Origin of the sequence: Mesorhizobium sp. M5C.F.Ca.ET.164.01.1.1, assembly GCF_004792125.1 — a bacterium.
GTDB lineage: Bacteria > Pseudomonadota > Alphaproteobacteria > Rhizobiales > Rhizobiaceae > Mesorhizobium > Mesorhizobium wenxiniae.
This window is the reverse complement of sequence record NZ_SRTG01000002.1, coordinates 754,769-780,577: the sequence shown is the minus strand read 5'-3', so window position 1 is coordinate 780,577 and position 25,809 is coordinate 754,769. Positions and strand designations below refer to the sequence as shown.

At 62.4% G+C, this 25,809-nt stretch carries 28 protein-coding genes; 12 read left to right on the top strand and 16 right to left on the bottom strand.

The window, feature by feature from the left end:
• Window positions 1-23 precede the first annotated feature (23 nt).
• The gene (locus EN807_RS20430) at window positions 24-620 is read right to left on the bottom strand and encodes a glutathione S-transferase family protein (protein ID WP_135936420.1); all 597 of its coding nucleotides are present in this window, start codon (window positions 618-620) and stop codon (window positions 24-26) included.
• Window positions 621-1,111: 491 nt separating this feature from the next.
• Between EN807_RS20430 and EN807_RS35615 the strand changes: the two genes are divergently transcribed.
• From EN807_RS35615 to EN807_RS20415, 3 genes are read left to right on the top strand one after another with little or no spacing between them, the layout of a single operon-like run.
• Entirely contained in the window at window positions 1,112-1,603 is a 492-nt protein-coding gene (locus tag EN807_RS35615) for a hypothetical protein (RefSeq protein ID WP_189522517.1), read from the top strand.
• 56 nt (window positions 1,604-1,659) lie between these two features.
• Window positions 1,660-2,013, top strand: a complete 354-nt coding sequence (locus EN807_RS20420; RefSeq protein WP_135936418.1) for a hypothetical protein — start codon at window positions 1,660-1,662, stop codon at window positions 2,011-2,013.
• A gap of 30 nt (window positions 2,014-2,043) precedes the next feature.
• Window positions 2,044-2,385 (top strand): transcriptional regulator, encoded by a 342-nt coding sequence (locus EN807_RS20415; protein WP_189522516.1) that lies wholly within the window; start codon window positions 2,044-2,046, stop codon window positions 2,383-2,385.
• Here EN807_RS20415 and EN807_RS20410 read toward each other — a convergent pair.
• The 10 genes from EN807_RS20410 to EN807_RS20365 form a co-directional block, all read right to left on the bottom strand.
• Window positions 2,355-2,807, bottom strand: a complete 453-nt coding sequence (locus EN807_RS20410; RefSeq protein WP_135936416.1) for a hypothetical protein — start codon at window positions 2,805-2,807, stop codon at window positions 2,355-2,357. The genes EN807_RS20415 and EN807_RS20410 overlap by 31 nt on opposite strands.
• Window positions 2,808-2,937: 130 nt before the next feature.
• Window positions 2,938-3,783 carry a 23S rRNA (adenine(2030)-N(6))-methyltransferase RlmJ gene (locus EN807_RS20405; protein ID WP_135936415.1) on the bottom strand — a complete coding sequence of 282 codons (846 nt, stop codon included), beginning with the start codon at window positions 3,781-3,783 and terminating at the stop codon, window positions 2,938-2,940.
• 7 nt (window positions 3,784-3,790) lie between these two features.
• The gene (locus tag EN807_RS20400; RefSeq protein WP_135936414.1) at window positions 3,791-4,414 is read right to left on the bottom strand and encodes a hypothetical protein; all 624 of its coding nucleotides are present in this window, start codon (window positions 4,412-4,414) and stop codon (window positions 3,791-3,793) included.
• 194 nt (window positions 4,415-4,608) lie between these two features.
• A complete protein-coding gene (gene ugpC / locus EN807_RS20395; protein ID WP_135936413.1) occupies window positions 4,609-5,709 on the bottom strand; it encodes a sn-glycerol-3-phosphate ABC transporter ATP-binding protein UgpC in 1,101 nt (366 codons plus the stop codon).
• A gap of 10 nt (window positions 5,710-5,719) precedes the next feature.
• Window positions 5,720-6,553, bottom strand: a complete 834-nt coding sequence (locus EN807_RS20390; protein ID WP_095483211.1) for a carbohydrate ABC transporter permease — start codon at window positions 6,551-6,553, stop codon at window positions 5,720-5,722.
• 19 nt (window positions 6,554-6,572) lie between these two features.
• Window positions 6,573-7,508, bottom strand: coding sequence for a sugar ABC transporter permease (locus tag EN807_RS20385; RefSeq protein ID WP_135936412.1), 936 nt, complete (start codon window positions 7,506-7,508; stop codon window positions 6,573-6,575).
• Between the two features lie 103 nt (window positions 7,509-7,611).
• Window positions 7,612-8,871: a sugar ABC transporter substrate-binding protein gene (locus EN807_RS20380; RefSeq protein ID WP_135936411.1), complete on the bottom strand. Its 1,260-nt coding sequence runs from the start codon at window positions 8,869-8,871 to the stop codon at window positions 7,612-7,614.
• Window positions 8,872-8,898: 27 nt separating this feature from the next.
• Window positions 8,899-10,074: a PLP-dependent transferase gene (locus tag EN807_RS20375; RefSeq protein WP_135936410.1), complete on the bottom strand. Its 1,176-nt coding sequence runs from the start codon at window positions 10,072-10,074 to the stop codon at window positions 8,899-8,901.
• Window positions 10,071-10,811 carry a FadR/GntR family transcriptional regulator gene (locus tag EN807_RS20370; RefSeq protein WP_135936409.1) on the bottom strand — a complete coding sequence of 247 codons (741 nt, stop codon included), beginning with the start codon at window positions 10,809-10,811 and terminating at the stop codon, window positions 10,071-10,073. Before EN807_RS20370 ends, EN807_RS20375 begins: the two co-directional genes overlap by 4 nt.
• Window positions 10,812-11,042: 231 nt before the next feature.
• The gene (locus EN807_RS20365) at window positions 11,043-11,735 is read right to left on the bottom strand and encodes a TetR/AcrR family transcriptional regulator C-terminal domain-containing protein (RefSeq protein WP_135936408.1); all 693 of its coding nucleotides are present in this window, start codon (window positions 11,733-11,735) and stop codon (window positions 11,043-11,045) included.
• Window positions 11,736-11,932: 197 nt separating this feature from the next.
• Here EN807_RS20365 and EN807_RS20360 point away from each other — a divergent pair, with 197 nt between their 5' ends.
• Both EN807_RS20360 and EN807_RS20355 read left to right on the top strand, forming a co-directional pair.
• The gene (locus tag EN807_RS20360) at window positions 11,933-12,421 is read left to right on the top strand and encodes a RidA family protein (RefSeq protein WP_135936407.1); all 489 of its coding nucleotides are present in this window, start codon (window positions 11,933-11,935) and stop codon (window positions 12,419-12,421) included.
• Between the two features lie 84 nt (window positions 12,422-12,505).
• Window positions 12,506-13,339 (top strand): haloacid dehalogenase type II, encoded by an 834-nt coding sequence (locus EN807_RS20355; RefSeq protein WP_348640248.1) that lies wholly within the window; start codon window positions 12,506-12,508, stop codon window positions 13,337-13,339.
• A gap of 129 nt (window positions 13,340-13,468) precedes the next feature.
• Here the strand turns inward: EN807_RS20355 and EN807_RS20350 are convergent, their stop codons facing one another.
• The 3 genes from EN807_RS20350 to EN807_RS20340 form a co-directional block, all read right to left on the bottom strand.
• The gene (locus tag EN807_RS20350; RefSeq protein WP_135936406.1) at window positions 13,469-13,918 is read right to left on the bottom strand and encodes a DNA polymerase III subunit chi; all 450 of its coding nucleotides are present in this window, start codon (window positions 13,916-13,918) and stop codon (window positions 13,469-13,471) included.
• Between the two features lie 19 nt (window positions 13,919-13,937).
• Window positions 13,938-15,449, bottom strand: a complete 1,512-nt coding sequence (locus EN807_RS20345) for a leucyl aminopeptidase (protein WP_135936499.1) — start codon at window positions 15,447-15,449, stop codon at window positions 13,938-13,940.
• Between the two features lie 97 nt (window positions 15,450-15,546).
• Window positions 15,547-15,969 (bottom strand): NAD(P)-binding protein, encoded by a 423-nt coding sequence (locus EN807_RS20340; RefSeq protein ID WP_246684229.1) that lies wholly within the window; start codon window positions 15,967-15,969, stop codon window positions 15,547-15,549.
• Between the two features lie 94 nt (window positions 15,970-16,063).
• Here EN807_RS20340 and EN807_RS20335 point away from each other — a divergent pair, with 94 nt between their 5' ends.
• From EN807_RS20335 to rsmA, 7 genes are all read left to right on the top strand, one after another.
• The gene (locus EN807_RS20335; RefSeq protein ID WP_135936405.1) at window positions 16,064-16,372 is read left to right on the top strand and encodes a hypothetical protein; all 309 of its coding nucleotides are present in this window, start codon (window positions 16,064-16,066) and stop codon (window positions 16,370-16,372) included.
• The gene (gene lptF / locus EN807_RS20330; protein WP_135936404.1) at window positions 16,369-17,571 is read left to right on the top strand and encodes an LPS export ABC transporter permease LptF; all 1,203 of its coding nucleotides are present in this window, start codon (window positions 16,369-16,371) and stop codon (window positions 17,569-17,571) included. The genes EN807_RS20335 and lptF overlap by 4 nt, the downstream gene beginning before the upstream one ends.
• A 16-nt stretch (window positions 17,572-17,587) precedes the next feature.
• A complete protein-coding gene (gene lptG / locus EN807_RS20325; protein ID WP_135936403.1) occupies window positions 17,588-18,670 on the top strand; it encodes an LPS export ABC transporter permease LptG in 1,083 nt (360 codons plus the stop codon).
• Entirely contained in the window at window positions 18,670-21,087 is a 2,418-nt protein-coding gene (locus EN807_RS20320) for an LPS-assembly protein LptD (protein ID WP_189522515.1), read from the top strand. The genes lptG and EN807_RS20320 overlap by 1 nt, the downstream gene beginning before the upstream one ends.
• A gap of 237 nt (window positions 21,088-21,324) precedes the next feature.
• Complete coding sequence (locus tag EN807_RS20315) at window positions 21,325-22,257, top strand: peptidylprolyl isomerase (RefSeq protein WP_189522514.1); 933 nt, start codon at window positions 21,325-21,327, stop codon at window positions 22,255-22,257.
• Window positions 22,254-23,288, top strand: a complete 1,035-nt coding sequence (pdxA, locus tag EN807_RS20310) for a 4-hydroxythreonine-4-phosphate dehydrogenase PdxA (protein ID WP_189522525.1) — start codon at window positions 22,254-22,256, stop codon at window positions 23,286-23,288. The genes EN807_RS20315 and pdxA overlap by 4 nt, the downstream gene beginning before the upstream one ends.
• A gap of 22 nt (window positions 23,289-23,310) precedes the next feature.
• The gene (rsmA, locus tag EN807_RS20305) at window positions 23,311-24,150 is read left to right on the top strand and encodes a 16S rRNA (adenine(1518)-N(6)/adenine(1519)-N(6))-dimethyltransferase RsmA (protein ID WP_135936400.1); all 840 of its coding nucleotides are present in this window, start codon (window positions 23,311-23,313) and stop codon (window positions 24,148-24,150) included.
• Between the two features lie 16 nt (window positions 24,151-24,166).
• Here rsmA and gmk read toward each other — a convergent pair whose 3' ends face one another.
• Entirely contained in the window at window positions 24,167-24,841 is a 675-nt protein-coding gene (gene gmk / locus EN807_RS20300) for a guanylate kinase (protein WP_027152668.1), read from the bottom strand.
• Window positions 24,842-24,846: 5 nt separating this feature from the next.
• Window positions 24,847-25,737, bottom strand: coding sequence for a YicC/YloC family endoribonuclease (locus tag EN807_RS20295; RefSeq protein ID WP_135936399.1), 891 nt, complete (start codon window positions 25,735-25,737; stop codon window positions 24,847-24,849).
• Between the last annotated feature and the right edge of the window lie 72 nt (window positions 25,738-25,809).

Genomic DNA, 25,809 nt, shown 5'->3' with positions numbered 1-25,809 from the left:
GCTCTAGCTGGGTGCCAGCCAGCTCACGCCGGGACGCAGGGTTTCAGCTCCGGAAACTTCTCGTCGAAGCGCGCTACCCAGCGGACCAGCCGGTTGCGGCCCTTTTCCCATTTTCCGGCAAAGCGCAGCGAGAGATAGCCAAGGCAGGCGCGCAGCGCCAGCTGGCCGGCGGTGATCTTCTTCGGCAGCTTTGGCGGATTGGCGTTGAGCAGATCGAGCGCACCGGTGATCTTCGCCCACTGGCGGTCGAGCCAAGGCTGGTAGACCATGTCTTCGGGGCGCGTGCGCCGCTCATAGACCATTGACAGCGCGCAGTCGCAGATGCCGTCGGCCAGTGCCTCCAGTACTTCTGCCTCGAGGCGCTTGTCGGGATTGCGCGGGAACAGCGCGTTCTTCGACATGCGGTTGAGATGCTGGGTAATGGCGCGGCTGTCGTGGATCGAGCGGCCGTCGTCGAGCACCAGCACCGGGATCTTGCCGAGCGGATTGGCGTCGATCAGCTCGGCCGGCTTGTCTTCGGTTTTTATCGGCACGAGATCGACTGCGATGCCGGCATAAAGCGCGGCCATGCGCACCTTGGAACTGTAAGGTGACGTGGAGGCGTAGAGCAGTCTGGGCATGATCGGGTTCCTGGTTGCCGGCTGCAGCGCGCGCATCCTATTGGACGCGCAAAGGACGCCGTAGCGCTTTGATTTTGTGCACTGTTGACTGGACATGCCGGCACGATCAACAGCCACAGGCGGAAAAACCGGGCGCCACGGAGAACGACGTCCTCCTCCGCGATCTTAGGCAATGAGCGGTAAGGCAGTTGCAGCCCAAGAGGGTCTGAACAGGTCAGACAGATCCGAACCTAGCCAACCCGGTCTTGCACCGAGAATTTCTCTCCCGGGCACAGAGAAATTCCCCACCGGACTTCGCCTTACGGCAAAGTCCTGGGAGTTGCGAAAAGCTGTCTTCCCTCCGCCTCTATTCTTGCCCGAGCACTGACCCTGCGAGCGAGGCGCCTGTCCGGAACCCGCCCTCCACGGTCTTCAGCACTGTCCTCCGCGAGCTAAAGAAACGCGATTACTTCTTGGCTTTCGCCTTCGCGGGCGCTGCCTTCGCCTTCGGCTTGGCCGCCGGCGCTGCTTTCTTCACTGCTACCGAAGACTTCGCTGCAGCCGCTTTCTTTGCCGGCGCAGCCTTCTTGGCCGGTGCAGCCTTGGCAGGTGCTGCTTTCTTCGCTGCCGGCTTCGCCGCGGCCTTTGCAGCCGGCTTCTTGGCTGGTGCTGCTTTGGCCTTGGCTGGTGCTGCTTTCTTCACTGCCGGCTTTGCCGCGGCTTTCGCGGCCGGCTTCTTGGCCGGCGCTGCTTTTGCCTTGGCCGCGGCGGTCTTCGGCTTGGCGGCAGGTGCTGCTTTCTTCACAGCTGCTGCGGCCTTTTCCGCCACTGCTTTTACTGGTGCTTTCTTTGCCGGTGCCTTCTTTGCCGGAGACTTGGATGCCGGCGCTTTGGATGACTGTTTAGCCATATCATGCCCCTTCGTTGTGCCGACGGCCGTTAATGACCCGGCGCGTAATGCATATCTGACTCGCGCTTGTCTAGCCAGCGAAGCATTAGCATGATTTTTTCAGTTTAAATTTTGATTACCGGCGACCCACGCTCGTCCTGATTTTGCAAAATGTCGCTGCTGCTCTTCGAGCTTGCCGAGGGTTTGCGACAGACATTCTGCGCGGTTAGCCGGAACCAATCCCACTACAAAGTGCTGAAGGTTAGCAAGCGTTTTGCTCGTCTATCATCGACCGGCAACATCATGATGGGCTGCTTCATCGATCTCATCGTCTTGGCCAACGAGACGATCTACACAAGCTACAAAAGCAAAGCCCAGCTCGTTCTGCGCCATGACTTGTCTGGGCTCGAGAAGGCAACCATTCTGCTAGTTGACAGATTACTCGATCCGACAGAGTATTCTGGTGCGTGGGAGAAGCGTAATGTCATTCGCGCAAGATCTAGCGGCGCTGTCCCAGATCAGTGAGACTGAACGCCTGACACCATAGCAGGCCCAATGATGGCTGCCGACGAAATCATCCACCAGAGCGTGCGGCTCAGGATCATGGCGGCGCTGAATTCTCTGGAAAGGCGCGAAGCGCTGGAATTCACCCGATTGAAGGCCATCGTCAATGCCACCGACGGCAATCTCGGCGCGCATATCGATACGCTTGCCAAGGCGGGATATGTCGATGTCGAAAAGCTGTTTGTCGGACGCCGGCCGCAAACGCGGGTCAAGGCGACGTCAATCGGACGGCGCGCCTTTCGCGGTCACGCCGCCTTCCTTCGCGCCATCCTCGATGAGGCGGAGCAGCCAGGTAAATGCGTTCAGCGCAGGACGCGGCAGCGGCCGTTATAGACCATCCAGCGGTCGAAGCCCGCGACGCAGAATTCGACATTATCGCCGATTGAGGCAAAGCCCTGCCCTTCCTCGATCAGATACCAGATGGTGCGGGCGTGGCCATCGGACAGGCTGACGGTGGCGCCGCAATAGCGACGGCCGATCGGCCAGGTTTCATTGGCTGGCAGATAGCGGTGCTGGTGGATCCGCTGGAAATCGGTGATCTCGACGTCGGGCAGATTCGGCACGTGGCGCACCTGGTAGGAGAAGCGGCTGGTGATCTTGTTCAGCACCCAGGCCTCACCGCAAACGCCGCTGTCTTCTTCGGTATAGACGGCAAGGTCGGCCGCCTTTGCTGCCTGGGTGACAGCGAGGGACGCGCCGAGCGGCGTGCAAAGGGCGATCAGTGCGGCAAGGGCGGATTGGGCGAAGCGAGTCATGGCAGCCTCTTATGGTCGACTGCGCGCACTGTGCGGATTCGCTTGCGCGCGGTCAAGCGGTTGTAGACACGATGGTTTCTTAGTTTGAATTCGTCTTCATTCAATGCAGGCGCGCGGATACCTCTCCGCTCTACGCCGCCAGCCATTCCAGCGTCCAGTGCGCCGGTTTTTCGACGACAAGCACTTTGTGCAAGGCCGGCAGCAGCGTGCGCAGCTCGCGCTCCAGCGTGAACGGCGGGTTGACCACGACCATCCCGTTGCCGTCGAGGCTGGGCTCGGCCGATGGCGGCCTGATCTCGAAGCCGATGTCGAGCAGCTTCGGGACGCCTGACTGCACCAGCGCTTTCCGGAAGGCGATGACCGCCTTGCGGTCCTTGACCGGATACCACAGCGCATAGATGCCGCCCGGCCAGCGCTTGTGGGCTTTCCGCAGCCCGTCGACGAGGCGGTCGAACTCGCCCTCCTCCTCAAACGGCGGATCGACCAGCACGAGACCGCGCTTTTCCTTCGGCGGCAGATGCGCGCCGAGCGCCAGCCAGCCATCGAGCTCGATCACCCGGGTCTGGAAATCGCCGGCGAATAGCGCTCTCAGCTTCGCGGCATCCTGGCGATGCAACTCGATCGCCGACAGCCGGTCCTGCTTGCGCATGAGATGACGCGCGATCAGCGGCGAGCCCGGATATTTTTTCAGGCCGCCTTCAGAATTGAGCGAGCGGACGGCTTCCAGATAAGGCGCCAGAAGTGCTGCCGCCGGCGCGTCGAGCGCGGCATCGAAAAGCCGGCTGATGCCGCCTTGCCATTCGCCGGTCTTTTGCGCTTCAGTCGATGACAGGTCGTAGCGGCCGATGCCGGCATGGGTGTCGATGATGCGAAACGCCTTGTCCTTCTGCTTCAGATATTCGACGAGCCGGCTCAGCACGACATGCTTGAAGACATCGGCGAAGTTTCCGGCGTGATAGGCGTGGCGATAGTTCATGCGATACTCAATTCGACGACCCGCCCCTGCCCCAGCGCGGCGGTGGCGGCTGCGAATTCGGATTTTGCGGCCGGCCGCCGCCACCGAAACGAAACGCCAGCACCAGCCCGATCAGGCCGACTGCCATCAACGAGAAGCCGACCGGCTGCGCCCGTTGATCGACCTCGCCAACGCCGGAGCGCAGCACTAGGTCCACCGCCCGCATCTCGATGCCCTCGGCGTCGCCTGGGCCGACGGTGAAGATGTAGGGGCCGGGGCTGACCGTCGGGATCAGGCCTGCCTCGTCGCGAAAGATCTTGTCCGGCAGTTGCGGGCTGACCTGGCGCGGATTTTCCGAATGGTTGAATTGCAGCGTCGAGGCGAGCACCGTCCTGCCGCCGGTGGCGGCGGTCAGCGTCAGCACGGTGCGCTGTTGCGAGACGACGATGCGTTCGGCCCTCGCGGTGAGGTCGACCAGCACCCGCACCGGCGCGTCGCGAGCGGCGAGCGGTACCGTCACCGGCTTGAACCAGCCCTGCTCGTAGACCCGCCAGGTGCCGATCTCATGGCCGGAGAAATTGCCCATCGCCCAGGGATAGACGACGCCGATGCCGGTGCCGGCGAGCAGGATCAGAAAAAACAGAAAGCGCATGCGCTCGACTACCTTGCCCGGATATTAGCATTAGCGCCGCCGCGGGCGCGTTCCATTTCGTCCAAGAGCATGTCGAGGCCGAGCTCGGACGTCGTATCGAATTCGGCGGTGCCAACATAGACAATAACATGGGACCTAAGAGTGGAAACCGGTTTTGGAAGAATCCGAATGATCTGAGCGATCGATAAGGAGGATCAGCCCTTCCCCTTCTGGAGGCTCGATTCCAATGCGCGCTTTCCCGTCTCATCGAACAAATGCAGATGTTGCGGCGGGAACGCCACCGTCACCGTCGGGCCGGCCGTCAGCGCCGCCCGGTCGAGCGTGAAGACGTTGAATGGCAGGCCGTGCAGGCCGAGATGCAGGATGATGCCGAAGCCGGTCGGCTCGATCAGCTCGACCGTCGCCCTCAGGCTGCTCTCCGAGGCCGGCGACATCTCGACATGCTCCGGCCGGATGCCGAGCGTCACCGCCGCGCCTTCCTCCAGTTGATAACCAGACGAAAGCCCAATCAGCGTTCCGTCAGGCAATCGTGCGACGGCCGTGCCTGCGTCGACCTCATAGCGTGCCGACAGAAAATTCATGGCCGGCGATCCGATGAAGCCGGCCACGAACAGGTTGGCAGGGCGGTCGTAAAGCTCCAGTGGGCTGCCGACCTGCTGCACCACGCCCTCATGCATGGCGACGATCCGGTCGGCCAGTGTCATCGCCTCGATCTGGTCGTGGGTGACATAGATCGAAGTCGCTCCGAGATCGCGGTGCAGCTTCTTGATCTCTGCCCGCATCTGCTCACGCAGGCGCGCGTCGAGATTGGACAGAGGCTCGTCGAACAGGAATGCTTTGGGTTGGCGCACGATCGCGCGGCCCATCGCGACGCGCTGGCGCTGACCGCCCGAGAGTGCCTTCGGCCGCCGCGCAAGCAGCGGCTGCAGCTCAAGCTTCCGGGCGGCATTGCTGACAGCGGCTGTGATCTTCTCGTGGGCGGCCTTCCGGATCCGCAGGCCATAGCTCATGTTCTCGGCGACGTTCATGTGTGGGTAGAGCGCGTAGGATTGGAACACCATGGCGATGTCGCGGTCCTTGGGCGCCCGCTCATTGACGCGCATGCCGTCGATCCGGATCTCACCTTCGGTCACCTCCTCGAGCCCGGCGATCATCCGCAGCAGCGTGCTCTTGCCGCAGCCCGACGGGCCCACCAGCACCACGAACTCGCCGTTCTTTATCGCCAGATCGACGCCGTGCAGCACGGAGACGATGCCGAAATTCTTGCGGACGTTGCAGATGTCGATCGATGCCATGAAACCTCACTCAGCCCTTGACCGCGCCGGCCGTCAGGCCCTGGACCAGATAGCGCTGGATGAACAGGAAGAAGAGGCAGGCCGGGATCAGTGCCAGCACGCCGGCCGCCATCATCTGCCCGAAATCGACCGAAAACTTCGACACGAAGGTGAGCAGACCGACCGGAAACGTGGCGGCGCTGTTGCCCGAAATCAGCATCAGCGCGAACAGCAGTTCGCTCCATGCGGCGGTGAACACAAAACCCAGCGTCGCCGCAATGCCCGGCAGCGTCAACGGCAGGACGATCTGGCGAAATGCCATGAACTGCGTAGCGCCATCGATCTTGGCTGCCTCCTCCAGCTCCTTGGGAATGCCGTCGAAGAACGACTGCATCAGGAACGTCGCGAAAGGGATGTTGAAGGCGGTGTAGACGACGACCAGCCCGGTCAGGCTGTTGGTCAGCCCGAGCGGCGAGAGCATCTTGAAGATCGGCGCGACCAGCATCACCAATGGAAACATCTGGGTGAGCAGCATCAGCGCGACCAGCCAGTATTTGCCGCGGAAGGTGAAGCGCGACAACGCATAGCCGGAGAGAGACGCGAGCAGCGTCACGATCACGGCCGTTGCGCCGGCAACGATCATGCTGTTCCTGAAGAAGACCGGGAATGCGCTGTGGGCGAGCACGAAGCGGAAATGTTCAAAGCTCATCCGCGACGGCCACATCCGCACGCCCTCCGAATAGAGGAGATCGTTCGGCGTCACCGATACTTTCAACAGCCAGAACAGCGGGAACAGCGCAAAGACCACGTAGCAGAGGATCGCCAGGCGGTGCAGCGCGGTGCCGAAAATCGAATACCTGTTCATCTGGTCATCGCCCGATCCATCAAGCCCGATCCATCAGGACTTGCCGAAGCATGACGATCAGCATCGAATAGGCGAGCAGCAGGACGAGCAGCACCAGCGCAATGGCCGAGGCGTAGCCGAAATCAAGCGCCCTGAAAGCCTGCGTGAAGATGTAGCTCGCGACGATCTGCGTGCGGTCGGCTGGGCCGCCGCTGGTCATGACGATGATCAGGTCGGCGAAGTTCGCGATCCAGACGGTGCGCAACAGCATGGTGATCGCAATGGTCGGCGCAAGGAATGGCAACGTTATCGACGTGAACCGCCTGACCGCGCCGGCGCCGTCGATCGCCGCCGCCTCGTAGAGGTCGCGCGGGATGGCCTGGAGCGCCGCCAGCAGCGTGATGGCGAAGAAGGGAATGCCCCACCAGACGTTGGCGATGATCGGTCCCCACATGGCGAGTTGCGGATTGGAAAGGATGTTGGCCGGCTCACTCATCAGGCCGAGCGCATAAAGCCAATGCGGCAGCGGTCCGATGACGGGGTTGAACAGCCACGCCCAGTTGAGCCCGGTGAGGAAGGTCGGCACCGCCCAGGGCAGGAACACCAGCGCCTGCGCGATGGCGCGGCCGGCAAACGGCCGGTCGAGCAACAGCGCCAGGACCAGGCCGAACACGAATTGCAGGAAGACGGATGCGCCGGTCCACCACAGCGTGTTGCGCAGCGCCCGATAGAAATTGTCGTCGTCATAGAGGGTGCGAAAATGATCGAGCCCGACATAGCCGCCAGAGAAGGGGTTGAGCAAGTGCACGTCGCGGAAGGCGTAGGACAGGCCTAGCACCAGCGGCGCCAGCATGATGGTGACGATCAGAATCAGCGCCGGGGCGGTGTAAAGATACGGCTCGGCATGGCGCGTGATCCGGTCGACCAGCGACCGGCGGCGCGGTTCCGTGAACCCGGCGGTGGCGTCAAAAACCATCAGCTAACGCTTTCGTTCCAATTGGCCATCCTTCCAATCGACCATGGATAAGATCTATCGGAGCCGCCCACGATGGGCGGCTCCGATGCTCTAGGTCCGCCGTTTATTTCTTGGCCAGGTATTTCTGCTGCGCCTTGGTCAGATAGTCGGCCCACTGGTTGGCCATTTCCTCGGGTGTGATATCGCCGAGCAGGGCCTGTTGACTGGTCTTGATGACCATCGAGTCCTTGAAGAAGGCGAACTCCTCGAGATAGGTCGGCATGACCGTCGGCACTGCATCCCTGTCCTCGAGTTCGGCGAACCAGCCCTTGAACTGCTCGCTTGCGTAGAAGGGATCCTTTTCGGCCGACTTGTGGACCGGCAGCGCTCCAGTGCGCTTGTTCCACTCGACGTTGCCCTCGGGCCCTTCGAGCGTTTCGATCAGCTTCCAGGACAGGTCCTTGTTCTGGCTGGCCGCCATCATCGACCAACCGGCATAGCCGATGGTCGGGAACGTCTTGCCGCCAGGCCCCTTCGGCATGGTCGTGACGCCGTAGTCTTCCGGCTTCATCCGCTCGGCGATCGCGATCAGTGCGTCCGGATCCTGATCAAGCATTGCGCAGGTGCCGGTGTAGAATCCGGCGACGATTTCGTTGAAGCCCCAGTTGACGCTGTCTTTCGGCGCCAGTCCCTTCTTGTAGAGATCGACGACCCAGGTCAGTCCCTTGATCCAGCCTTCGCTGTTCATCGTCGAGGTGCCATCGTCGTTGAAGAATTTGTTGGACCCGGCCATGGTTGCGCCGAACATCATCCAGCCGTTGAGGCCGCCCGGCCCGCCACGCAGGCAGTAGCCATATTTGCCCGGAAGCTTGGAAACTTTCTCCGACGCCGCCACGAACTCGTCCATCGTCTTGGGCGGCTCGGCGACACCAGCCTCCTGGAACAGCTTTTTGTTGTAGAACATCGCCCGGAGATAGAAGCCGTAGGGCAGCATGTAGGCGGTGTCGTTCACGTCGCGGCCGAGTTCGAGCGCGCGATCGGTGAGGCCCGAGGTGTGCTCCCATTTGGCAAGATAGGGTTCGAGGCTTTCGAGAAGGCCGTTGTTGGCATAGAGCGAGAGCCAGGTGTCCGGCATCTCCATGACGTCGGGGATTTCGCCGGCGGACACCATGGTCGCGAACTTCTGGAACGCCTCGCCCCATGGCAGCGAGATGATTTCGACCTTCGTGCCCGGGTTGGCAGCCTCGAATTTGGAGACGATCGATTTCAGGGTTTCGGTGCGCTCGGGGCTGGTGATCACCTCCACGAGCTTCAGCGTCGTGTCGGCGAGTGCAGCACCCGACATCAGTACGGTGGCGAATGCGGCGATAAGAAGCTTCTTCATTTTCCGTTCCCTTCTTGTCTGGTTGCTTCAGGTCTTTTCTTCGGAAGCGGCGTCGATCGCCGTTTCCAGGTCACTCCACAGCGCCTCGGTTCCCTCAAGGCCGACATGGAGACGCACGGACCGCGGATTGACGCCGAACGCCATCGCGGAATTGGGTTGGGCCTTCTGCTGCAGCACCACCTCGCCGGGCACGATGAGGCTTTCGTGGCCGCCCCAGGACACGCCCAGCTTGAACAGCTTAAGGCGGTCGGCAAACGTGCGGATATCGATGCCGTCGCGGAAGACAAATGAGAACAGGCCCGACGTGCCGGTGAGCCCCGCAGGAAGCTGGTTGGCCAACCCCGGATGACAGACCTTCTCGACGATCGGATGATCCTGCAGGCGCCGTGCGATTTCGAGGCCGGAGGCCTGATGCGCGCGCATGCGGATCGGCAGCGTGCGCAAGCCGCGGATCAAGAGCCAGGCGTCGAATGGCGACAGCTTGCCGCCGAGATATGGATAGGCTTCGCCGCGGATGCGGCCGATCAAGTCCTTCGAGCCCGCGACCACGCCGGCCACCACATCGCTGTGGCCACCCAGATACTTGGATGCGGAGTGGACCACAACGTCGACGCCGAGCGACAGCGGCCGCTGGAAGACCGGGCTGGCCCAGCTGTTGTCGATGATGGTCGGGATGCCACGGGATTTTGCCAGCGCAGCGAGTGCACCGATGTCATGCGTTTCCATGACCCAGCTGGTCGGGCTTTCCATATAGAACAGCTTGGCGCCAGGCAGGGCGCTCGCGACAGCCGCCTCGTCGCGCCCGTCGACATAGGTCACCTCGATGCGCATGCGCGCGAGCAGCGTCCCGAACAGCCGGAACGCGTCCGGGTAGATATGCCTGACCGCGACGATGCGGTCGCCCGGCTCGACGAAGCTCAGCACTGCCGACGAGATGGCGGACATGCCGCTTGTAAAACCGATCGCGTCCTCGGCGCCCTCCAGCTTTGCCAGCATTTCCTCAAACGTGCGCACGGTCGGGTTCAGCCCGCGCGTGTAGGTCGGCCGCACTTTTTCGCCGCGGTATGTCTCGAGCATCTCGTCATAGTTCGGGAAGGTGAAGAGCGAGGTCTGCACGATCGGCGGAACGACGGCATCGAAGGCGTTGCCCTCGTCATGGGCGGCGATCAGCGACGCCTGGTCGAAAAAATCGGCACCGTTCATTTCGACATTTCCTCGATATCCTCTTCCACGATCTCGAGGATCTTCAGCGTTTTTCCGCGCGCCAGCTCCGCGTCCCTGGCGACGATGGCATCGAACAGCTCGCGGTGATACGGGAACGATCGCCGCGCGAAATCCTGCCGGTCGAAAGGATGGTCCCAGAAGCGCTCGAACGCTTCGCGCATCTGCCCCAGGAGCTGCCGGAAAAGCGGGTTGTGCGTGGCGTCGTAGACGGCCAGGTGAAAGGCCAAGTCTTCCGGACCCGACGTGCCGGTAGCGAGATGGACGCGCTCCATCTCGATGAGTTTTTCCTCGATCGTCCGCAGATCGTCGACTGTCCGCCGCCGCGCCGCGACCATGCTTGCCTCGGCCTCGATGCCGCGGCGTACCTCGAGGGTGTGCAACAGACCATCGCGCAGCTCTGCCGTATCGAGCGACAGCGGCAAATGGATCGTGCCGGCGGATATCGGCTTCAGCAGATAGGTGCCGCTGCCTTTGCGGGTCTCGGTGACGCCGAGCGCTTCGAAACGCCCCATCGCCTCGCGTATCGTCGAGCGCCCGACGGAAAGCGCGGCCATCAATTCGCGTTCGGTCGGAAGCCGGTCACCGCTCTTCAGCGCAGCGCGCTCGACATAGTCGGCCAGCGCTTCCATAACCTGCTTGCCGCGGTCCAACGGCGGGAGCGTGGCGATTGCCACACGCGTGCCAGGTGCCCCGGGCAGTTCGCCGCGCGCTCGCATGGGTACCTACGTCCAAAATTGGTCTGACATCTTAGCAGAATTGCGCGCGGCCGACCTTTCGTCAAGTGCCAGAACAGTGTCTCAGCTTGCATTTCGGCTCACGACCCACTTGTGGAACCTTGAACCTGCCGCAAAGGCTTTTGATGCGACCTCGCAAAAATCAGGTGCAAACTGTCGTTCTAATCGGGATTTTGCGACAGTGGCTTTGAGTCCCAAAGCTACCGTTCAGCCTCATCTTGGAGAGAGGCCATCGAGCAGAAAGCCGAGGCCTTTCCGGAAAGCGCCGTCCCAATCGTTGTCCAAAAGCAGACGAGAGCCTTCGATTGTCGGGTAACGTTCGCTGAGACGTGTAAGGCGCTGCTGCGCGGCGACCCTGTCGTCGTCCGAGAGATCGAAGCTCGCCCGGGTGATGGTGGCGCCCATCACATAGTTCCAGAGCGACCATATCGCGACGTTCAGATCTGCGTCCGCTACACCGGCTCTGGACAAGGTCTTGCTTAGCAGTTCCAGGCGGCTGAGCATGTTCGGGCCGAGCGCCCGGCGCGGCAACAGCGATGCCGACCAAGGATGGCGCAGCATGCTGACGCGCCAGTCTTCAAGCATATGAACGACTTCTCCGCGCCAGTCTTGAGACTCACCCATTTGTGGCGGTCCGCGATATTCGAGCACCGAGTCGAGCGCCAGATCAAAGACATCCTCTTTGTTGTCGACGTGCCAATATAGGCTCATCACGCCCGAGCCGAGGCGATCGGCCACCCGACGCATCGTCAATCCGTCGACTCCCTGGGCGTCCAGCAGTTCTACCGCGGTCGCCACGATGCGTTCCCGAGAGAGCGGCGGTTCACTGCGCGCCTGCGTGGGCTGGAGCCACTCACTTATCGGTTGAGACCGTTCGCTCCGGGCGCCGGTACGTTTGGCTGCCATCCGTCTTCCTCGCTGTTGAGAACGTCGATTTTGACCGGCAACGCAAGGAATGTCGATTCTTGGACGATTGACTCGTACGGTGTACCATACGATGACTCGTACGTCGCACGAGTCATCGTAATAGGCGATACGGTTAAAGTTCAATCATGCCGGCCGCGAGGGTACGTTGCTCGCAGTCCGCAAAGCCAAAGAAAATCATGTCACGCGAAATCAAGCATCTGCTTACCGGAGGGCTAATCATCATGACCATCGGAGTTCCCACTGCGACGACAGCGAATGAGAACGATCTCAAGCTGACCATCGTCAATCCACAAAACCTCTACGACCCGTCGCCGATCGGCTACAGCACGGCGGTGATCACGCCCCGCGAAGCCCGGGTGGCCTACATCTCCGGACAAGGCGGCCAAGACAGTACGGGAGCCTTGTCGCCCGACTTCGCTGTCCAGGTCGAGCAGGCCTACGCGAATTTGCGCACCGCCCTTGATGCGCTCGGTGCCAGGCCGGATCAGGTCGCAAAGCTCACGGTCTTCGTGGTGGATCACGATATGTCCAAGCTTGAGGTGTTGACCAAGAACGTCAAGACAATGTTCGGTGAGGCGCTGCCGGCGCAGACCCTGATTCCCGTGCCCAAACTTGCAATTGACCCCATGCTCTTCGAGGTGGAAGCCGTCGTCATTCTGGAGTAGTGGTGCCGATCGCCTTTCGCAAATATCCTAAGCTTCGCGGTAGTTTCACCCTGTCCATCCAAGTCAATGGTTTGCCTGTCGCAAATGTCCTCGCAAAAGTGGTGTTTCGCGACCGATTTTTGCGACAGCCGCAAGGGGCGCTCGCCACGCGAATGCGACGGTCATGCAGTAGTGCGGATCGAGGAGCCGGATGTGATGGTCTTGGATGGTGTACGTGCGTTGGTGTTCGACGTATTCGGCACTGTCGTCGATTGGCGCAGCGGCGTGGCGCGCGAAGCTGAACCGTTCCTGAAGCGGTATGGAGCCGGAACGGCCATTCCTACCGCTTTCGCGGATGCGTGGCGCCGCCGTTACTCGCCAGCGATGGAGGAGGTGCGCAGCGGCCGGCGGCCCTTTACACGTCTCGACGTGCTGCATCGGGAGAATCTGGAAGCTGTTTTGCCGGAATTCGGGATCGACCCGGCTTCGGTGCCAGCCTCCGAACTGGACGAACTGAACCTGGCATGGCACCGATTGGAGCCATGGCCGGACGTGGTGGCTGGCCTCACGCGGCTAAAGGCCCGCTATATCATCGCGCCGCTCTCGAACGGTAACATCGTCCTCATGCTCAACATGGCGAAGCGTAGTCGTATCCCCTGGGATGCGATCCTCGGCGCCGAACTCGTGCAAGCGTACAAGCCGATGCCGGAAGCTTATCTTCGCACCGCTGACGTGCTGGCAATGAAGCCGGATGAGATCTGTCTTGTGGCCGCCCACAATGGCGACCTTGCAGCGGCTCGGGCATGCGGACTACGAACAGCCTTTGTCCCGCGTCCGACCGAGCACGGGTTAGCGCAGACCACGGACTTGCACCCCGATCAAGCCTGGGACTTGGTGGCCAGCGACTTCATTGATTTGGCTGAACGGCTTCAGTTATAGCGCGTCTCAACGATCAGCAAACCGCCCCTTCAGGGTTCTTCCAAATTTCGGTCCGATGCTCTCTTCGGCATCGTGATCCCGATTGCTCAGCGATCTGATCGCAGGTTGAGGATAGCCAACGCGGCAGCTTTACGCCTTGCGTTCCCAGCGCCGGTCTGAAGTCTGCTGCCAGTAGGTGACCACATGGCCGGCTTCCTTCATCGTCTTCCAGTGCGTGCGCGCCGCCTCGACCTGGGCCGCGTCGTGGCCGTCAAACAGGAACACGGCGCGTTCATAACCGACAAGCTCCGGCGGCACCGCGCCGTCGACCAGGAAGCGTATCTGCGCCTCGTTCGGATTGTCATGGCCGGTTGTCAAAAGGATCGGCTGCTCGGTCGGGTAGGATTCGCGGTCCGTCGCATGCGCCAGGAAGGAATCGTCCGTGAAGGTCCAAAGATGCTGGTCCAGCGCGTCGCGCCGCTCCTCGGTGCCGGTCTGCACCACGGCGCGCCAACCACGATCGACGCTGCGCTCGAGCAGGCCGGGCAGCGCATCCTCCAGAGTCGATTCGGTCAGGTGATAGAACAGCACGTCGGCCATGATTGCGCCTTGAAAGGCCTCACCCCTCGTAATTGTCGCGCACCAGCCGGTCGAGCAGCCTGACGCCGAACCCGGAGGCCCATGACTGGTTGATCTCACTGGACGGCGCGCCCATCGCCGTGCCGGCAATGTCGAGATGCGCCCAGGGCGTATCCTTGACGAAGCGCTGCAGGAACTGTGCGGCGATGATAGCGCCGCCGTAGCGGCCGCCGATGTTCTTCATGTCGGCATTTTTCGAATCGATCAGCTTGTCGTATTCGGTGCCGAGCGGCATCCGCCACACGCGTTCCTGCGTCGCCTGCCCGGCGCTCGTCAGCCTGTTCGCCAGTTCGTCATTGTTGGAGAACAGGCCGGCATAGTGCTGGCCGAGCGCGACCATGGTGGCGCCGGTCAGCGTTGCCAGATTGACCATGAATTTCGGCTGGTAGCGATCGTTGCAGTACCACAGCGCATCGGCCAGAACGAGGCGGCCTTCTGCGTCGGTGTTGAGCACCTCGATGGTCTGGCCCGACATCGAAGTGACGATGTCGCCCGGGCGTTGCGCATGGCCGTCAACGGCATTTTCCACCAACCCGATGACGCCGACGACATTGGCCTTGGCCTTGCGGGCGGCCAGCGCGTGCATCAGCCCGGTCACCGCGGCCGCGCCGCCCATGTCGCCCTTCATGTCCTCCATTCCGGAGGCCGTCTTTATCGAATTGCCGCCGGTGTCGAAAGTGACACCCTTGCCGACGAAGGCAATCGGGCTGTCCTTGGCCTTGCCGCCGTCCCATCGCATGACGGCCAGGCGAGCGCCACGCGGCGAGCCTTGCGCGACGCCGAGCAGCGCGCCCATGCCGAGCTTCTTCATCTCCTTCTCGACCAGGATCTCTACCGTGACGCCGAGCGCTTCCAGTTCGTTGACGCGGGCGGCGAATTCCACCGGCCCGAGTACATTGGCCGGCTCATTGACCAGATCGCGCGCCAGGAGCACCCCGTCGATCACCGCCGCCTCGTCGGCGAAGGTCTTTTTCGCGGCCGACGGATCGGTGGTGTGGATGGTCACCTTTACCGGCTTTTTGGGCTCGGCCTTCTTGCCATCGCGCTGGCCGTCGCCATTGTCCTTTTTCGTCTTGTACTTGTCGAAAGCGTAGCTGCGCAGAAGGATGCCCGCGGCAAGCTGTGCCGCTTGCCTGCCGCCGACGTCAGCACCCGGAAGATCGAGCACGACGGCCACCTCTGTCGCCTTGCGCAAGGATGCCGCGATGGTGCCGCCAAGCTTGAGCCAGGCATGATCGTCGAGTCCCGAGACCTTGCCGGCGCCGACCGCCACCAGCCGGTCGAGCGGTGTGCCCTCGGGCGCCAGCACTTCGACCAAGCCGGCGAACTTGCCGGAAAAGTCGGCCACCGGGAACGCCCGCTCCAGGGTCTTTGCCGGATCGCAAGCCTTTGCGGCGTCGCCGAGACCGCCATCGTTGGCCGCCAGCACGAAGACACTGCCCTTTTTAGGCGCTGAGAATTTGGCGAAGGCGATGGAAGGTCTCGAAGTCATCATGTCCTGCTTTCGGGAACGGCGTTGGGTTTTTGGGAGAGTGCCTTGATGAAACTAGATATTTGGCTGTTTCCGACCGGAAGCACCACTCCAATTTTCAATCATCGCCCCTGCCTGACGATCTGCTGCGCGATTGCGTTGGCCTGAATTCCGGCATTGGCGAAGCAACCGCGAATGCTTGGCCGCATGCCTCGCCCTGCACTGGTCTCAACAGTCCAGTAATCGCCGTTGAACGCGATCTCCTCGACGGCGACGCCAAGCCAGACCGGCAGACCATGCGCCGGCTGAACTCGTTCAGATAGCGGACGACGGCGTTTTTGTGGGGAAAAGCGGGTGTGCCAGCGGGATAGTCGACGCCAGGCAGTGTCGAGAGATCGCGATGCGAATTGAGATGCAACCGTTCGGGCCGCGGATACCAAGGTTCGGCAAGCCGGCTTTCCTTTTCCAGGACAAGTGTCGGTACGCCAGCCTTTATCAGCGCATGGGCGGCGGCCAGCCCCGCTGCGCCGGCGCCGATCACGACGCACCGTGAAAAATCTGGCCGGTTTGGCTGCGCAATTCTGTTACTTCTGCTTCCATGCCTCTACCTGTCGCAGCCACGGCGGCCATAACCGTTGATCGGCGCGACATTTGGTCGTTTTCCGGCATTTGGCAAGACTTTGCCGGAATCCGATCCCATATGGCGGATGGAATCGATGGCGATTCGTCGCGGCACGGCCCCGCTTTCCTGCCGCAACGTGTTGTTAACCATTGATGTTCGCCCTTTCTTATCCATTGCCGCCGACACTCCGGCCACCGGAAATATCGATGTGGGACGGGAACCAGATCGAACCGCCAACGGACCGGTTGTACAGGCGTCGCCGGGCGACTACCTTGTCTGGAGGCATGATGCCGTTCGGCAAAATCGAGAAAAGCCTTCATGAAGGTCGTTGAACGCTACATCATGCGTCGTGCGTTAGCGGTCTTCCTGGCAGCGCTCATCTGGACGCTGGCGATCGTGTGGACGACGCAGGTGCTCGCCCGCATCGACCTCGTCACCGACAGCGGGCAGTCGGTGCTGACCTTCTTCGAGGTCGCTGCGCTGATCATTCCGTCGATCGTCCCGATCGTCGTGCCTTTCGCCCTGGTGGTCGCGGTCGCTCAGACACTGAGCGCGATGAATTCCGATTCTGAGCTTGCCGTTTTGAACGCAGCGGGCGCTTCGCGCTGGACCATCGTCAGGCCGATCATGTTCCTGGCGCTGGCGGCCAGCATCTTTTCGTTCGCCGTCGACAACGGCGTCGATCCCTATGCACGACAGAAAAACCGCGAGCTGGTGGCGTCGTCGCGCGCCGATCTGTTGTCGCTGATCATCCAGGAAGGCACCTTCCGCAAGATCGACGACGGCCTGTTCCTGCAGATTGGCGAGCGGCTTCCGGACAACCGGCTCGGCGGCATCTTCGTCGCCGATTCGCGCGAAGAAGGCGCCAACCTCATCTACTATGCCAAGACCGGCGCCATCATCGAAAACGGCGACGAGAAAGTGCTGATGATGAATGACGGCGTCATCCATCGCGAAACGCTGGCCGGCGATCTTTCGGTCATCCGGTTCACCTCCTATGCCTTCGACCTGTCCGCCTTCATGTCGGCCTCATCGGACGTATTGCTTCTGCCGAAGGACCGGACGACGCAGTACCTGCTCAATCCCAGTCCGAACGACAAGGTGTTCCAGAAAAAGCCGAACAAGTACCTGGCCGAACTCAACCAGCGTTTTTCCGAATGGTCCTATTCACTCGTCTTCGCGCTGATCGCGCTTGCGGTCGCGGGAGACGCGCGCTCCCATCGCGAGGCGCGCATTCATCCGCTGATCACGTCGATCGCGATTGCGCTTTTCGTGCGCTGGCTCGGTTTCTTTGCCGCCGGCAAGGCCGACAACGTTCCGCAATACGCCTATATGGTCTACGGCGTTCCTATCGTGGCGTCCGCGGTCGCGACATGGTTCATCGTCTCCAACCGGACCATGGAACTGCCGGTCGCCTGGGCCGACTGGATGACGAATTTCGCCGGCCGCTTCAGTGACGGCTGGAGCGCCCTGAAGCTCCGCTTCGCCAGGCGCGGCGCTTCTGGCCAAGGGGCCGGCTAATGGGCTGGATACGCTAATGGGCTGGACTCTGGGTAGATACTTCTTCTTCCGCTACGTGACGATCACCATCTGGTTCTTCATCGGCCTGCTGGCGCTTGTGTTCCTGATCGACTTCACCGAACTTTCCGGCCGCACGACCGGCTTGCCGGGTTTCACCTACGGCACGGCGTTCGCCATTTCAGGGTTGCGGATGCCGATGATCATGCTGCAGACGGTGCCGTTCGTCGGCCTGTTCTCGGCGATGGCGACACTGGTCTCGCTCAATCGCAGGTATGAACTGGTCATCGCGCGTTCCGCCGGCGTGTCCGCCTGGCAATTCCTGCTGCCGTGCTGCATCGGGGCGCTGCTGTTCGGGGTGTTGTCGGTCGGCGTCATCAATCCGATCGCCGCGCATGCGTTTTCCTGGTCCGAAAAAATCGAAACCCAGCTCCGCTCCGGCAAGTCGAACACCGTCTCGGCCGACGCCGAGCCCTGGATCCGGCAGAAGACCAGTTCCGGCGATACCATCATCGGCGCGCGCGCCATTCTCAATCAGGGCCTGGAGATGGCCGATGCCGTCTTCTTCGTCCTCAATCCGCAAGGCGACATCGTCGAACGCAAGGACGCGGCGCACGCCTTTTTGCGGGATGGCTACTGGGAACTGCAGGACGTCAAGGTTTTCCGGGACGGCAATATCCAATCGGTGGCAAGCGACCGGGTGCCGACCAATCTCAAGCCCGAATTCGTGCAAGAGCGGCTGGCGCGCCCGGAAACCATCCCTTTCTACGATCTGCCCGGCAAGATCGAGGTTGCCCGCTCCTTCGGCCTCAAGGCAAATGCCTTTGCCATGCAGTTCGATTCGCTGGTGGCGCTGCCGTTCCTTCTCGTCGCCATGACGCTGATCGCCGCAACGGTGTCGATGCGATTTGCGAGGATGGGACAATCCGGGACGATGATTCTGGGTGGCGTCCTGGCCGGGTTTCTGCTTTATGTCGTGACGGTGCTGGTCAAGGCATTCGGCGTGGCGGGATTCGTACCCACAGTCGTGGCTGCATGGGTTCCGGTTATCGTGGCTATGTTCTTCGGGGTGACTTTCTTGCTGTACAAGGAAGACGGCTAGTGAGGGGGGCGGTTTTGCGCATCCATAGGCAGGCCGGTTTGGCGCGCCTCTATGGGGCGAGCGCCTTGGCATGCCTGCTCGCTTCTGTCGTCCCGAGCATCCCGGCTTTTGCCCAGGATATCAGCGACATGGCAGCCGACGTGCCCGCCGGCTCGCAAATGCTGCTGGCGGCAGATACGCTGGTCTATGACAACGACAACCAGACAGTGACGGCCGTCGGCGGCGTGCAGATCGACTATGGCGGCAACCGCCTCGTCGCCCAGCGGGTCGAATACAATCGCAACACCAAGCGGCTCGTCGCCAGCGGCAATGTCGAGGTCGTCAACAGCGACGGCACCAAGATCTATTCGCAGCACATCGACATCACCGACGATTTCGCCGACGGCTTCGTCAACGCGCTGCGTGTCGAAACCGTCGACAAGGCCTATTTCGCCGCCGAAAGCGCGGAACGCATGGGCGGCGTGCTGACGACGTTCCACAACGGCGTCTACACGGCCTGTGAGCCGTGCGAGGACAAACCCGACAAAGCGCCGACCTGGCGCATCAAGGCCAGAAAAATCATCTGGAACGGCGAGAAGAAGACGGTTCGCTTCGAGAATTCGAATTTCGAGTTCTTCGGCTTTCCGCTCGCCTATCTGCCGGCTTTCGAGATTGCCGACCCGACCGTCAAGCGCAAGAGCGGCTTCCTGATCCCTGGCATCTCCTACAAGAGCGATCTCGGCGTCGGCGTCAAAGTCCCCTATTATTTCGCTCTCTCACCAACCTACGATCTCACCGTCACCGGCAGCGGCTACACCAAGCAGGGCTTTCTCGGCGAAGCCGAGTGGCGTCAGCGCTTCAACAACGGCCAGTACAGCCTGAAGATCGCCGGCATCCGGCAAGTGGATCCCGACGAGTTCATCGACAGCGACGGGCACAATGTCGATTCGGGAGCGGCCGGCGACCCGAACAAATTCCGCGGCATGATGGGCACCAAGGGCCAGTTCGCCATCAATCCGCGCTGGGACTTCGGCTGGGATGTCCTGCTGCAGACCGACAAGAACTTCTCGCGCACCTACGCCATCGAAGACTTCAACGACAGCGTGCATCGCTCCTCGATCTACCTGACCGGCCTCAACGGCCGCAACTATTTCGATGTGCGCGCCATGCGCTTCGAGGTCCAGGAAGAGACGCTCTCTGACGATCCGACCGCGCGCGCCGGCAAGCAGCCCTGGGTGCTGCCCTCGCTCGACTACGCCTACATCCCAGACATGGCGGTGGGCGGCGGGCAGTTATCGTTCAATGTCAACGCGCAGGCCATCAGCCGCGACAGGCTGGACAGGGTCCTTGCCGATCCGAACAACGCTGCGTCCGTGACCAGTGTACGCGGCATCGAGGGCCAGTCGGGCCGTCTCACCGCCGAAGCGGAATGGAAACGCACCTTCACCACCGATGGAGGGCTGCTGCTGACGCCGCTGCTGGCGCTGCGCGGCGACGCCGGCTATGTCAATGCCTCTTCGGGATCGCTCAATGCCATCAATCAGATGGCGTCTAACCTCGGCGTCGACGACGATATGCGATCATCGCTCGCCCGCTTCATGGCGACCGCCGGGCTGGAAATGCGCTGGCCGGTGCTGTTCTCGTCGACCAGTTCCAGCCACATCTTCGAGCCGATGGCGCAGGTGTTCGTGCGTCCGAACGAGCAGTATGTCGGCGGCCTCGCTGTTCCCAACGAGGACGCGCAGAGCTTCGTCTTTGACGCCACAACATTGTTCGAGCGCGACAAGTTCTCCGGTTACGACCGCTTGGAAGGCGGCACGCGCGCCAATGTCGGGCTGCGCTATTCCGGCGCCTATGACAATGGCTGGAGCACCAACGCGCTGTTCGGCCAATCCTACCAGCTTGACGGCCAGAACTCCTTCGCCGCGCCGGACCTGGTCAACGTCGGCGCCGATTCGGGCCTTGAGACCGCGACCTCCGATTATGTCGGTCTCGTCGGCTTCAACAGCCCCAGCGGGCTTTCCGGCTCGATCAGCGGCCGTTTCGACGAGCAGAGCTTCGAGGTTCGCCGCGCCGAGGTCAAGGCAGCCTATTCCGGCCTGCCGATTTCGTTCAGCGCCAAATACGCCTTCATCCAAGCGCAGCCGCTCTATGGCTTCACGACCGATCGTCACGAGGTCACGCTTGGCGCCTCGACGCAACTTGCAGAGAACTGGCGTGTCTTCGGTACCGGCACCTACGATCTGGAGCAAAGTGTCCTGGTCAAGGACGGGGTCGGCTTTGCCTATAGCGATTCATGTTTCACCTACTTGATGACATTCTCGGAATCCCGCGACCTGAGCACCAAGGAAGTGTCGCAGAACATCGGTTTCAACCTGTCGTTCCGCACACTCGGCGATTTCGGCTCGACACAAAGCTCCTTCAACGCTGTCCAGTAGCAGGCGCCTGCCAATTACAGACGGGCGGAACGGGCGGCCGGCCAACGCATCGGCCCGAAAATCGGAATTGATTTTCGGAAAGCACGATGCGTAGATTCAAAGTGTTAGAGCGTATCTTGTGCGTCCTATTGGACGCACATCGCTTCTAACGACATCGTTTCGCCGCATAGGGCAGGCACGGATTCCAGCTCCCTCAAAATGGGATAGAATTGGGCCGGAACCGAGATAAAAATTGGGATGCTTTCGATGAGGAAATACCTCTTTTCGGCAGGGTTCACGCTGCTGGTGGCGGCTACCTCGGCCTCGATCACAGTGATGACGCCGCCGGCCTTCGCCAGCCAGATCAAATACGTCGTCAACAATGTACCGATCACGACCGGCGACATCCAGCATCGGGCTGCCTTCCTGCGCCTGCAGCGCAAGAAAGGCGACGCTGCCGAGGAAATGATCGAGCAGACGCTGCGCGTCGCCGAAGCCAGGCGTCTCGGGATCCGCATCAGCGACGCCCAGGTCGACGCTGCCTATCAGCGCTTTGCCACGACCAACAAGATGCAGCTCAAACAACTCGATGGCGTCATGGCGCAGTCCGGCGTCGGCAAGGAACATTTCAAGGAGTTCATCCGCTCCCAGATGGCCTGGAACCAGGCGCTGACCGCGCGCCATCGCTCCAAGAGCGGCGGCGCGTTGAGCGAGCAGGACGTGGTCAGGCGCATGCTCGACAATGGCGGCACCAAGCCGACCGCCATGGAGTACATGCTGCAGCAGGTCATTTTCGTCGTGCCGGCGGCCGAGCGCAGCGCTACGCTGTCCAAGCGCAAGCGCGAAGCCGATGCCATGCGCGCCCGCTTCAACAGCTGCAACACCTCGCGCGAATTTGCCAAGGGCCTGATCGACGTCACCGTTCGCGATCTCGGCCGGATACTGGCGCCGCAATTGCCGCCGGACTGGGCCGACCAGATCAAGGCCACCAAGGTCGGCGGCGCCACCCCCACGCGCGAGACAGACCGCGGCGTCGAGTTCATCGGCATCTGCTCGTCGCGCGAAGTGTCCGACGACAAGGCCGCCCAGATGGTGTTCCAGAGCGAAGGCTCGAGCGGCAAGGACGCCGACGAGCTCTCCAACAAGTATGTCGAGGAGTTGCGGAAGAAAGCCCGCATCGTCGAGCGCTGAAGTCGCCAGAGGCAGAGCTTCCGCTGGCGCTGAGCGTCGGCGATCCATCCGGCGTCGGGCCGGAAATCGCCATTGCCGCCTGGCGAGCGCGCGACAGCGCCGGTGTGCCGCCCTTCTATTTTATCGCCGATCCGGCGTTGATTGCCGCACGGGCGCGCTTGCTCGGCGCCGATGTGCCAATCACGGAGACGATACCAGCCAAAGCGGCGCGCGTCTTTGCACGCGCCCTGCCCGTCGTGCCCCTAGTCGCCCGCTTCGTCGACAGCACTGGCCGGCCGGACCCAGCCAACGCCGCCGGCATCATCGAGGCCATCGACCGCGCTGTTGACGACTGCCTTGGCGGCCGCGCGGCGGCAGTCGTCACCTGCCCGATCGCCAAGAAGCCGCTCTACGATGCCGGCTTCCGTTTCCCCGGCCATACCGAATATCTGGCGCACCTGGCGACACTCCACACCGGCGCAGAAGCGATGCCGGTGATGATGCTTGCCGGCCCCGAGTTGCGCACGGTTCCGGTCACCATCCACATTGCGCTGCGCGAGGTGCCGAAAGCGCTGACCACGGAGTTGGTCGTCGCGACCGCCCGCATCACCGCCGCCGACCTCGAACATCGCTTCGGCATTGCCAAGCCGCGGCTTGCCGTTGCCGGCCTCAATCCGCATGCCGGCGAAGGCGGCGCGATGGGCGCCGAGGACGAGCGCATCATCCGCCCGGCGATCGACAGGCTGAGGGCGGAGGGCATCGACGCTTTCGGGCCGCTGCCGGCCGACACGCTGTTCCATGCCCGCGCCCGAGCCGGCTACGATGTGGCGCTGTGCATGTATCACGACCAGGCGCTGATCCCGGCCAAGGCGCTGGCGTTCGACGAGGCGGTCAACGTTACGCTCGGCCTACCCTTCATCCGCACCTCACCGGATCACGGCACCGCTTTCGATATCGCCGGCAAGGGCATAGCCCGTGCCGACAGTCTGATCGCGGCGCTCAGACTCGCCCGCAGGCTTGCCGACATCGGGACGAAGGCTGCCGCCGCATGAGGCTTTGCATGAGAGCGGTCGCATGAGCATCGACGGGCTGCCGCCGTTGCGCGCGGTGATCGAACGCCATGGCTTGCAGGCGAAAAAGGCGCTCGGTCAGAATTTTCTGCTCGACCTCAATCTGACCGGCAAGATCGCGCGCGCCGCCGGCGACCTGACGGGCGCCACGGTGATCGAGGTCGGTCCGGGTCCCGGTGGCCTGACCCGGGCGCTGCTGTCCCACGGCGCGGCTCGGGTCATCGCCATCGAGCGCGACGAGCGTTGCCTGGCAGCGCTTGCGGAGGTGTCGGACCACTATCCGGGCGGGCTCGAGATCATTGCCGGCGATGCGCTGAAGACGGATTTTGCGGCGCTTGCCAAAGGCGCACATGGGGACAATGGATCTGTGAGGATCGTCGCCAACCTGCCCTACAATATCGGCACCGAGCTTTTGATACGCTGGCTGACCGTCGCCGAGTGGCCACCCTTCTACGCATCGATGACGCTGATGTTCCAGCGCGAGGTGGCCGAGCGCATCGTCGCCCACCCCGGCAGCGATGCCTATGGCCGGCTGGGTGTGCTGGCAGGCTGGCGGACGGAGGCAAAAATCGCTTTCGATGTGCCGCCGCAAGCGTTCACGCCGCCGCCCAAGGTGGTGTCGTCGGTGGTGCATCTGGTGCCGCGGGCAAGTCCCCTGCCCACCGAGGTCAAGAAGCTCGGCCGCGTCACCGAAGCGGCCTTCGGCCAGCGCCGCAAAATGCTGCGGCAGAGCGTCAAGAGCCTCGGCGGCGAAGCCCTGCTCACTCGCGCCGGCATCGATCCGACCCGGCGCGCCGAAACGCTTGACGTCGAGGAGTTCGTGCGACTGGCCAACGCAGTGTAACTGCGCGGGCGCGCCCCTAATCCGTCTTCTCGTCGAGCAGCCCCGAGACGAAATCGAATAGACCGGGCCGGCGGTCGCGTCTGAGCCGTTCGGCGATGACTATGCCACGCACTTCGGCGAAGGCGCGGTCGAGATCGTCGTTGATGATGACGAAATCATATTCCTTCCAGTGCTCGATCTCGTTGCGGGCGTTTTTCAGACGCGTCTCGATCACCGATTCCTGGTCCTCGGCGCGGCGCTTCAGCCGCGCCTTCAATTCTTTCATCGAGGGCGGCAGGATGAAGATCGAGACGATGTCGGCGCGCATCTTCTCCTTGAGCTGCTGGGCGCCCTGCCAGTCGATGTCGAACAGCATGTCGCGGCCCTGTGCCAGCGCCAGTTCGGCCGGTTCACGCGGCGTCGCATAGCAATTGCCATGCACTTCGGCCCATTCGAGCAGTTCGTCTGAATCGCGCAGCCGCTCGAACTCGCGCATGGTGCGGAAATGATAGTGGACGCCTTCGATCTCGCTGCCGCGGCGCGGCCGCGTGGTGACGGAGACCGACAGTTCGAGACTGGAATCGCTTTCCAGAAGATTGCGCGCGATCGTCGACTTGCCGGCCCCGGACGGCGACGACAGCACGAGCATAAGACCCCGGCGGCGAATGCGGGAACCCAAATCCCTGGCAACCATAGGCTCCTTGGCGACCATCAGGGTTACTCCAGATTCTGGACCTGTTCGCGAAACTGGTCGACGACCGCCTTCAGTTCCAGCCCTATGGCAGTGACCGCAGCGGCGTTCGACTTCGAACACAGCGTATTCGATTCGCGGTTGAATTCCTGCGCCAGAAAATCGAGCTTGCGGCCGATGGTGCCGCCGCCTGCCAGCAGCACCCGACCGGACGCCACATGCGTCTTCAGCCGGTCGATTTCCTCGCGGATGTCGGCCTTGGTGGCTAGGAACGCCGCCTCCATATGCAACCGGCTGGCGTCGAGATTGGCGGAGGCATCCATCAGCAGCCGAACCTGCTCGGCAATCCGTTCCCGAATTACCGTCGGCTCGCGCGACGGATCGGCCTCGGCGCGCACCGTCAGCGCCTCGATAGCGTCGATATGGCCGGACAGCAGCGAGCGTAGGGCGGCGCCCTCGCCCTGGCGTGCCTGCTCCAGCCCGCCCAGCGCCACTTCGAGCGCCGAGAGAATCGCGCTGTCGAGCGCCGCCCGCGCCTCTTCGGTTTCGGTGGTTTCGGGGATGTCGAGCACGCCGCGTAGCGAAAGCAGCCCGTCGGCTGTCGCAGGCGCTACGCCGAACTGCTCCTGCAGCCGCTTCGCCAGCCCCGCCAGATCCCTCAGGAAGGCCTCGTTGACTACGGGCTGCGCCTGCTGGCCGGCGGCACGGCTGACTGTCAGCGTTGCCTGGAAATTGCCGCGCGCAAAGCGCTTTTGCACCGTCTGCCTGACCGCCGGCTCGAGCCGCTCGAGGCCCTGCGGCAGCCGCAGCCTGACCTCGACGCTCTTGCCGTTGACCGACTTGACCTCCCAGGCGATCGACGTGCCGTCATGTTCGGCGACGGCCCGTGCAAAACCGGTCATGCTCTGCAAATTCATGATGCCCTTGCTTCCCCCCTGGCGCATGATCCCGGAAGCGGTTCCGGCCAGACATGCGCGGCTTCAAAATGC

What these genes read in the sequence shown, in the direction of transcription:
- gmk (WP_027152668.1), bottom strand. Translation starts at nt 24,841, where the DNA reads ATGGTCGCCAAGGAGCCTATGGTTGCCAGGGATTTGGGTTCCCGCATT.
- rsmA (WP_135936400.1), top strand. Translation starts at nt 23,311, where the DNA reads ATGAGCATCGACGGGCTGCCGCCGTTGCGCGCGGTGATCGAACGCCAT.
- EN807_RS20405 (WP_135936415.1), bottom strand. Translation starts at nt 3,783, where the DNA reads ATGAACTATCGCCACGCCTATCACGCCGGAAACTTCGCCGATGTCTTC.
- EN807_RS20360 (WP_135936407.1), top strand. Translation starts at nt 11,933, where the DNA reads ATGTCACGCGAAATCAAGCATCTGCTTACCGGAGGGCTAATCATCATG.
- EN807_RS20365 (WP_135936408.1), bottom strand. Translation starts at nt 11,735, where the DNA reads ATGGCAGCCAAACGTACCGGCGCCCGGAGCGAACGGTCTCAACCGATA.
- EN807_RS20380 (WP_135936411.1), bottom strand. Translation starts at nt 8,871, where the DNA reads ATGAAGAAGCTTCTTATCGCCGCATTCGCCACCGTACTGATGTCGGGT.
- EN807_RS20410 (WP_135936416.1), bottom strand. Translation starts at nt 2,807, where the DNA reads ATGACTCGCTTCGCCCAATCCGCCCTTGCCGCACTGATCGCCCTTTGC.
- EN807_RS20375 (WP_135936410.1), bottom strand. Translation starts at nt 10,074, where the DNA reads ATGAACGGTGCCGATTTTTTCGACCAGGCGTCGCTGATCGCCGCCCAT.
- EN807_RS20400 (WP_135936414.1), bottom strand. Translation starts at nt 4,414, where the DNA reads ATGCGCTTTCTGTTTTTTCTGATCCTGCTCGCCGGCACCGGCATCGGC.
- EN807_RS20355 (WP_348640248.1), top strand. Translation starts at nt 12,506, where the DNA reads ATGTCCTCGCAAAAGTGGTGTTTCGCGACCGATTTTTGCGACAGCCGC.
- lptG (WP_135936403.1), top strand. Translation starts at nt 17,588, where the DNA reads ATGGGCTGGACTCTGGGTAGATACTTCTTCTTCCGCTACGTGACGATC.
- EN807_RS20315 (WP_189522514.1), top strand. Translation starts at nt 21,325, where the DNA reads ATGCTTTCGATGAGGAAATACCTCTTTTCGGCAGGGTTCACGCTGCTG.
- EN807_RS20345 (WP_135936499.1), bottom strand. Translation starts at nt 15,449, where the DNA reads ATGACTTCGAGACCTTCCATCGCCTTCGCCAAATTCTCAGCGCCTAAA.
- EN807_RS20420 (WP_135936418.1), top strand. Translation starts at nt 1,660, where the DNA reads ATGTCGCTGCTGCTCTTCGAGCTTGCCGAGGGTTTGCGACAGACATTC.
- EN807_RS20385 (WP_135936412.1), bottom strand. Translation starts at nt 7,508, where the DNA reads ATGGTTTTTGACGCCACCGCCGGGTTCACGGAACCGCGCCGCCGGTCG.
- EN807_RS20430 (WP_135936420.1), bottom strand. Translation starts at nt 620, where the DNA reads ATGCCCAGACTGCTCTACGCCTCCACGTCACCTTACAGTTCCAAGGTG.
- EN807_RS20295 (WP_135936399.1), bottom strand. Translation starts at nt 25,737, where the DNA reads ATGAATTTGCAGAGCATGACCGGTTTTGCACGGGCCGTCGCCGAACAT.
- EN807_RS20390 (WP_095483211.1), bottom strand. Translation starts at nt 6,553, where the DNA reads ATGAACAGGTATTCGATTTTCGGCACCGCGCTGCACCGCCTGGCGATC.
- ugpC (WP_135936413.1), bottom strand. Translation starts at nt 5,709, where the DNA reads ATGGCATCGATCGACATCTGCAACGTCCGCAAGAATTTCGGCATCGTC.
- lptF (WP_135936404.1), top strand. Translation starts at nt 16,369, where the DNA reads ATGAAGGTCGTTGAACGCTACATCATGCGTCGTGCGTTAGCGGTCTTC.
- EN807_RS20370 (WP_135936409.1), bottom strand. Translation starts at nt 10,811, where the DNA reads ATGCGAGCGCGCGGCGAACTGCCCGGGGCACCTGGCACGCGTGTGGCA.
- EN807_RS20350 (WP_135936406.1), bottom strand. Translation starts at nt 13,918, where the DNA reads ATGGCCGACGTGCTGTTCTATCACCTGACCGAATCGACTCTGGAGGAT.
- EN807_RS20415 (WP_189522516.1), top strand. Translation starts at nt 2,044, where the DNA reads ATGATGGCTGCCGACGAAATCATCCACCAGAGCGTGCGGCTCAGGATC.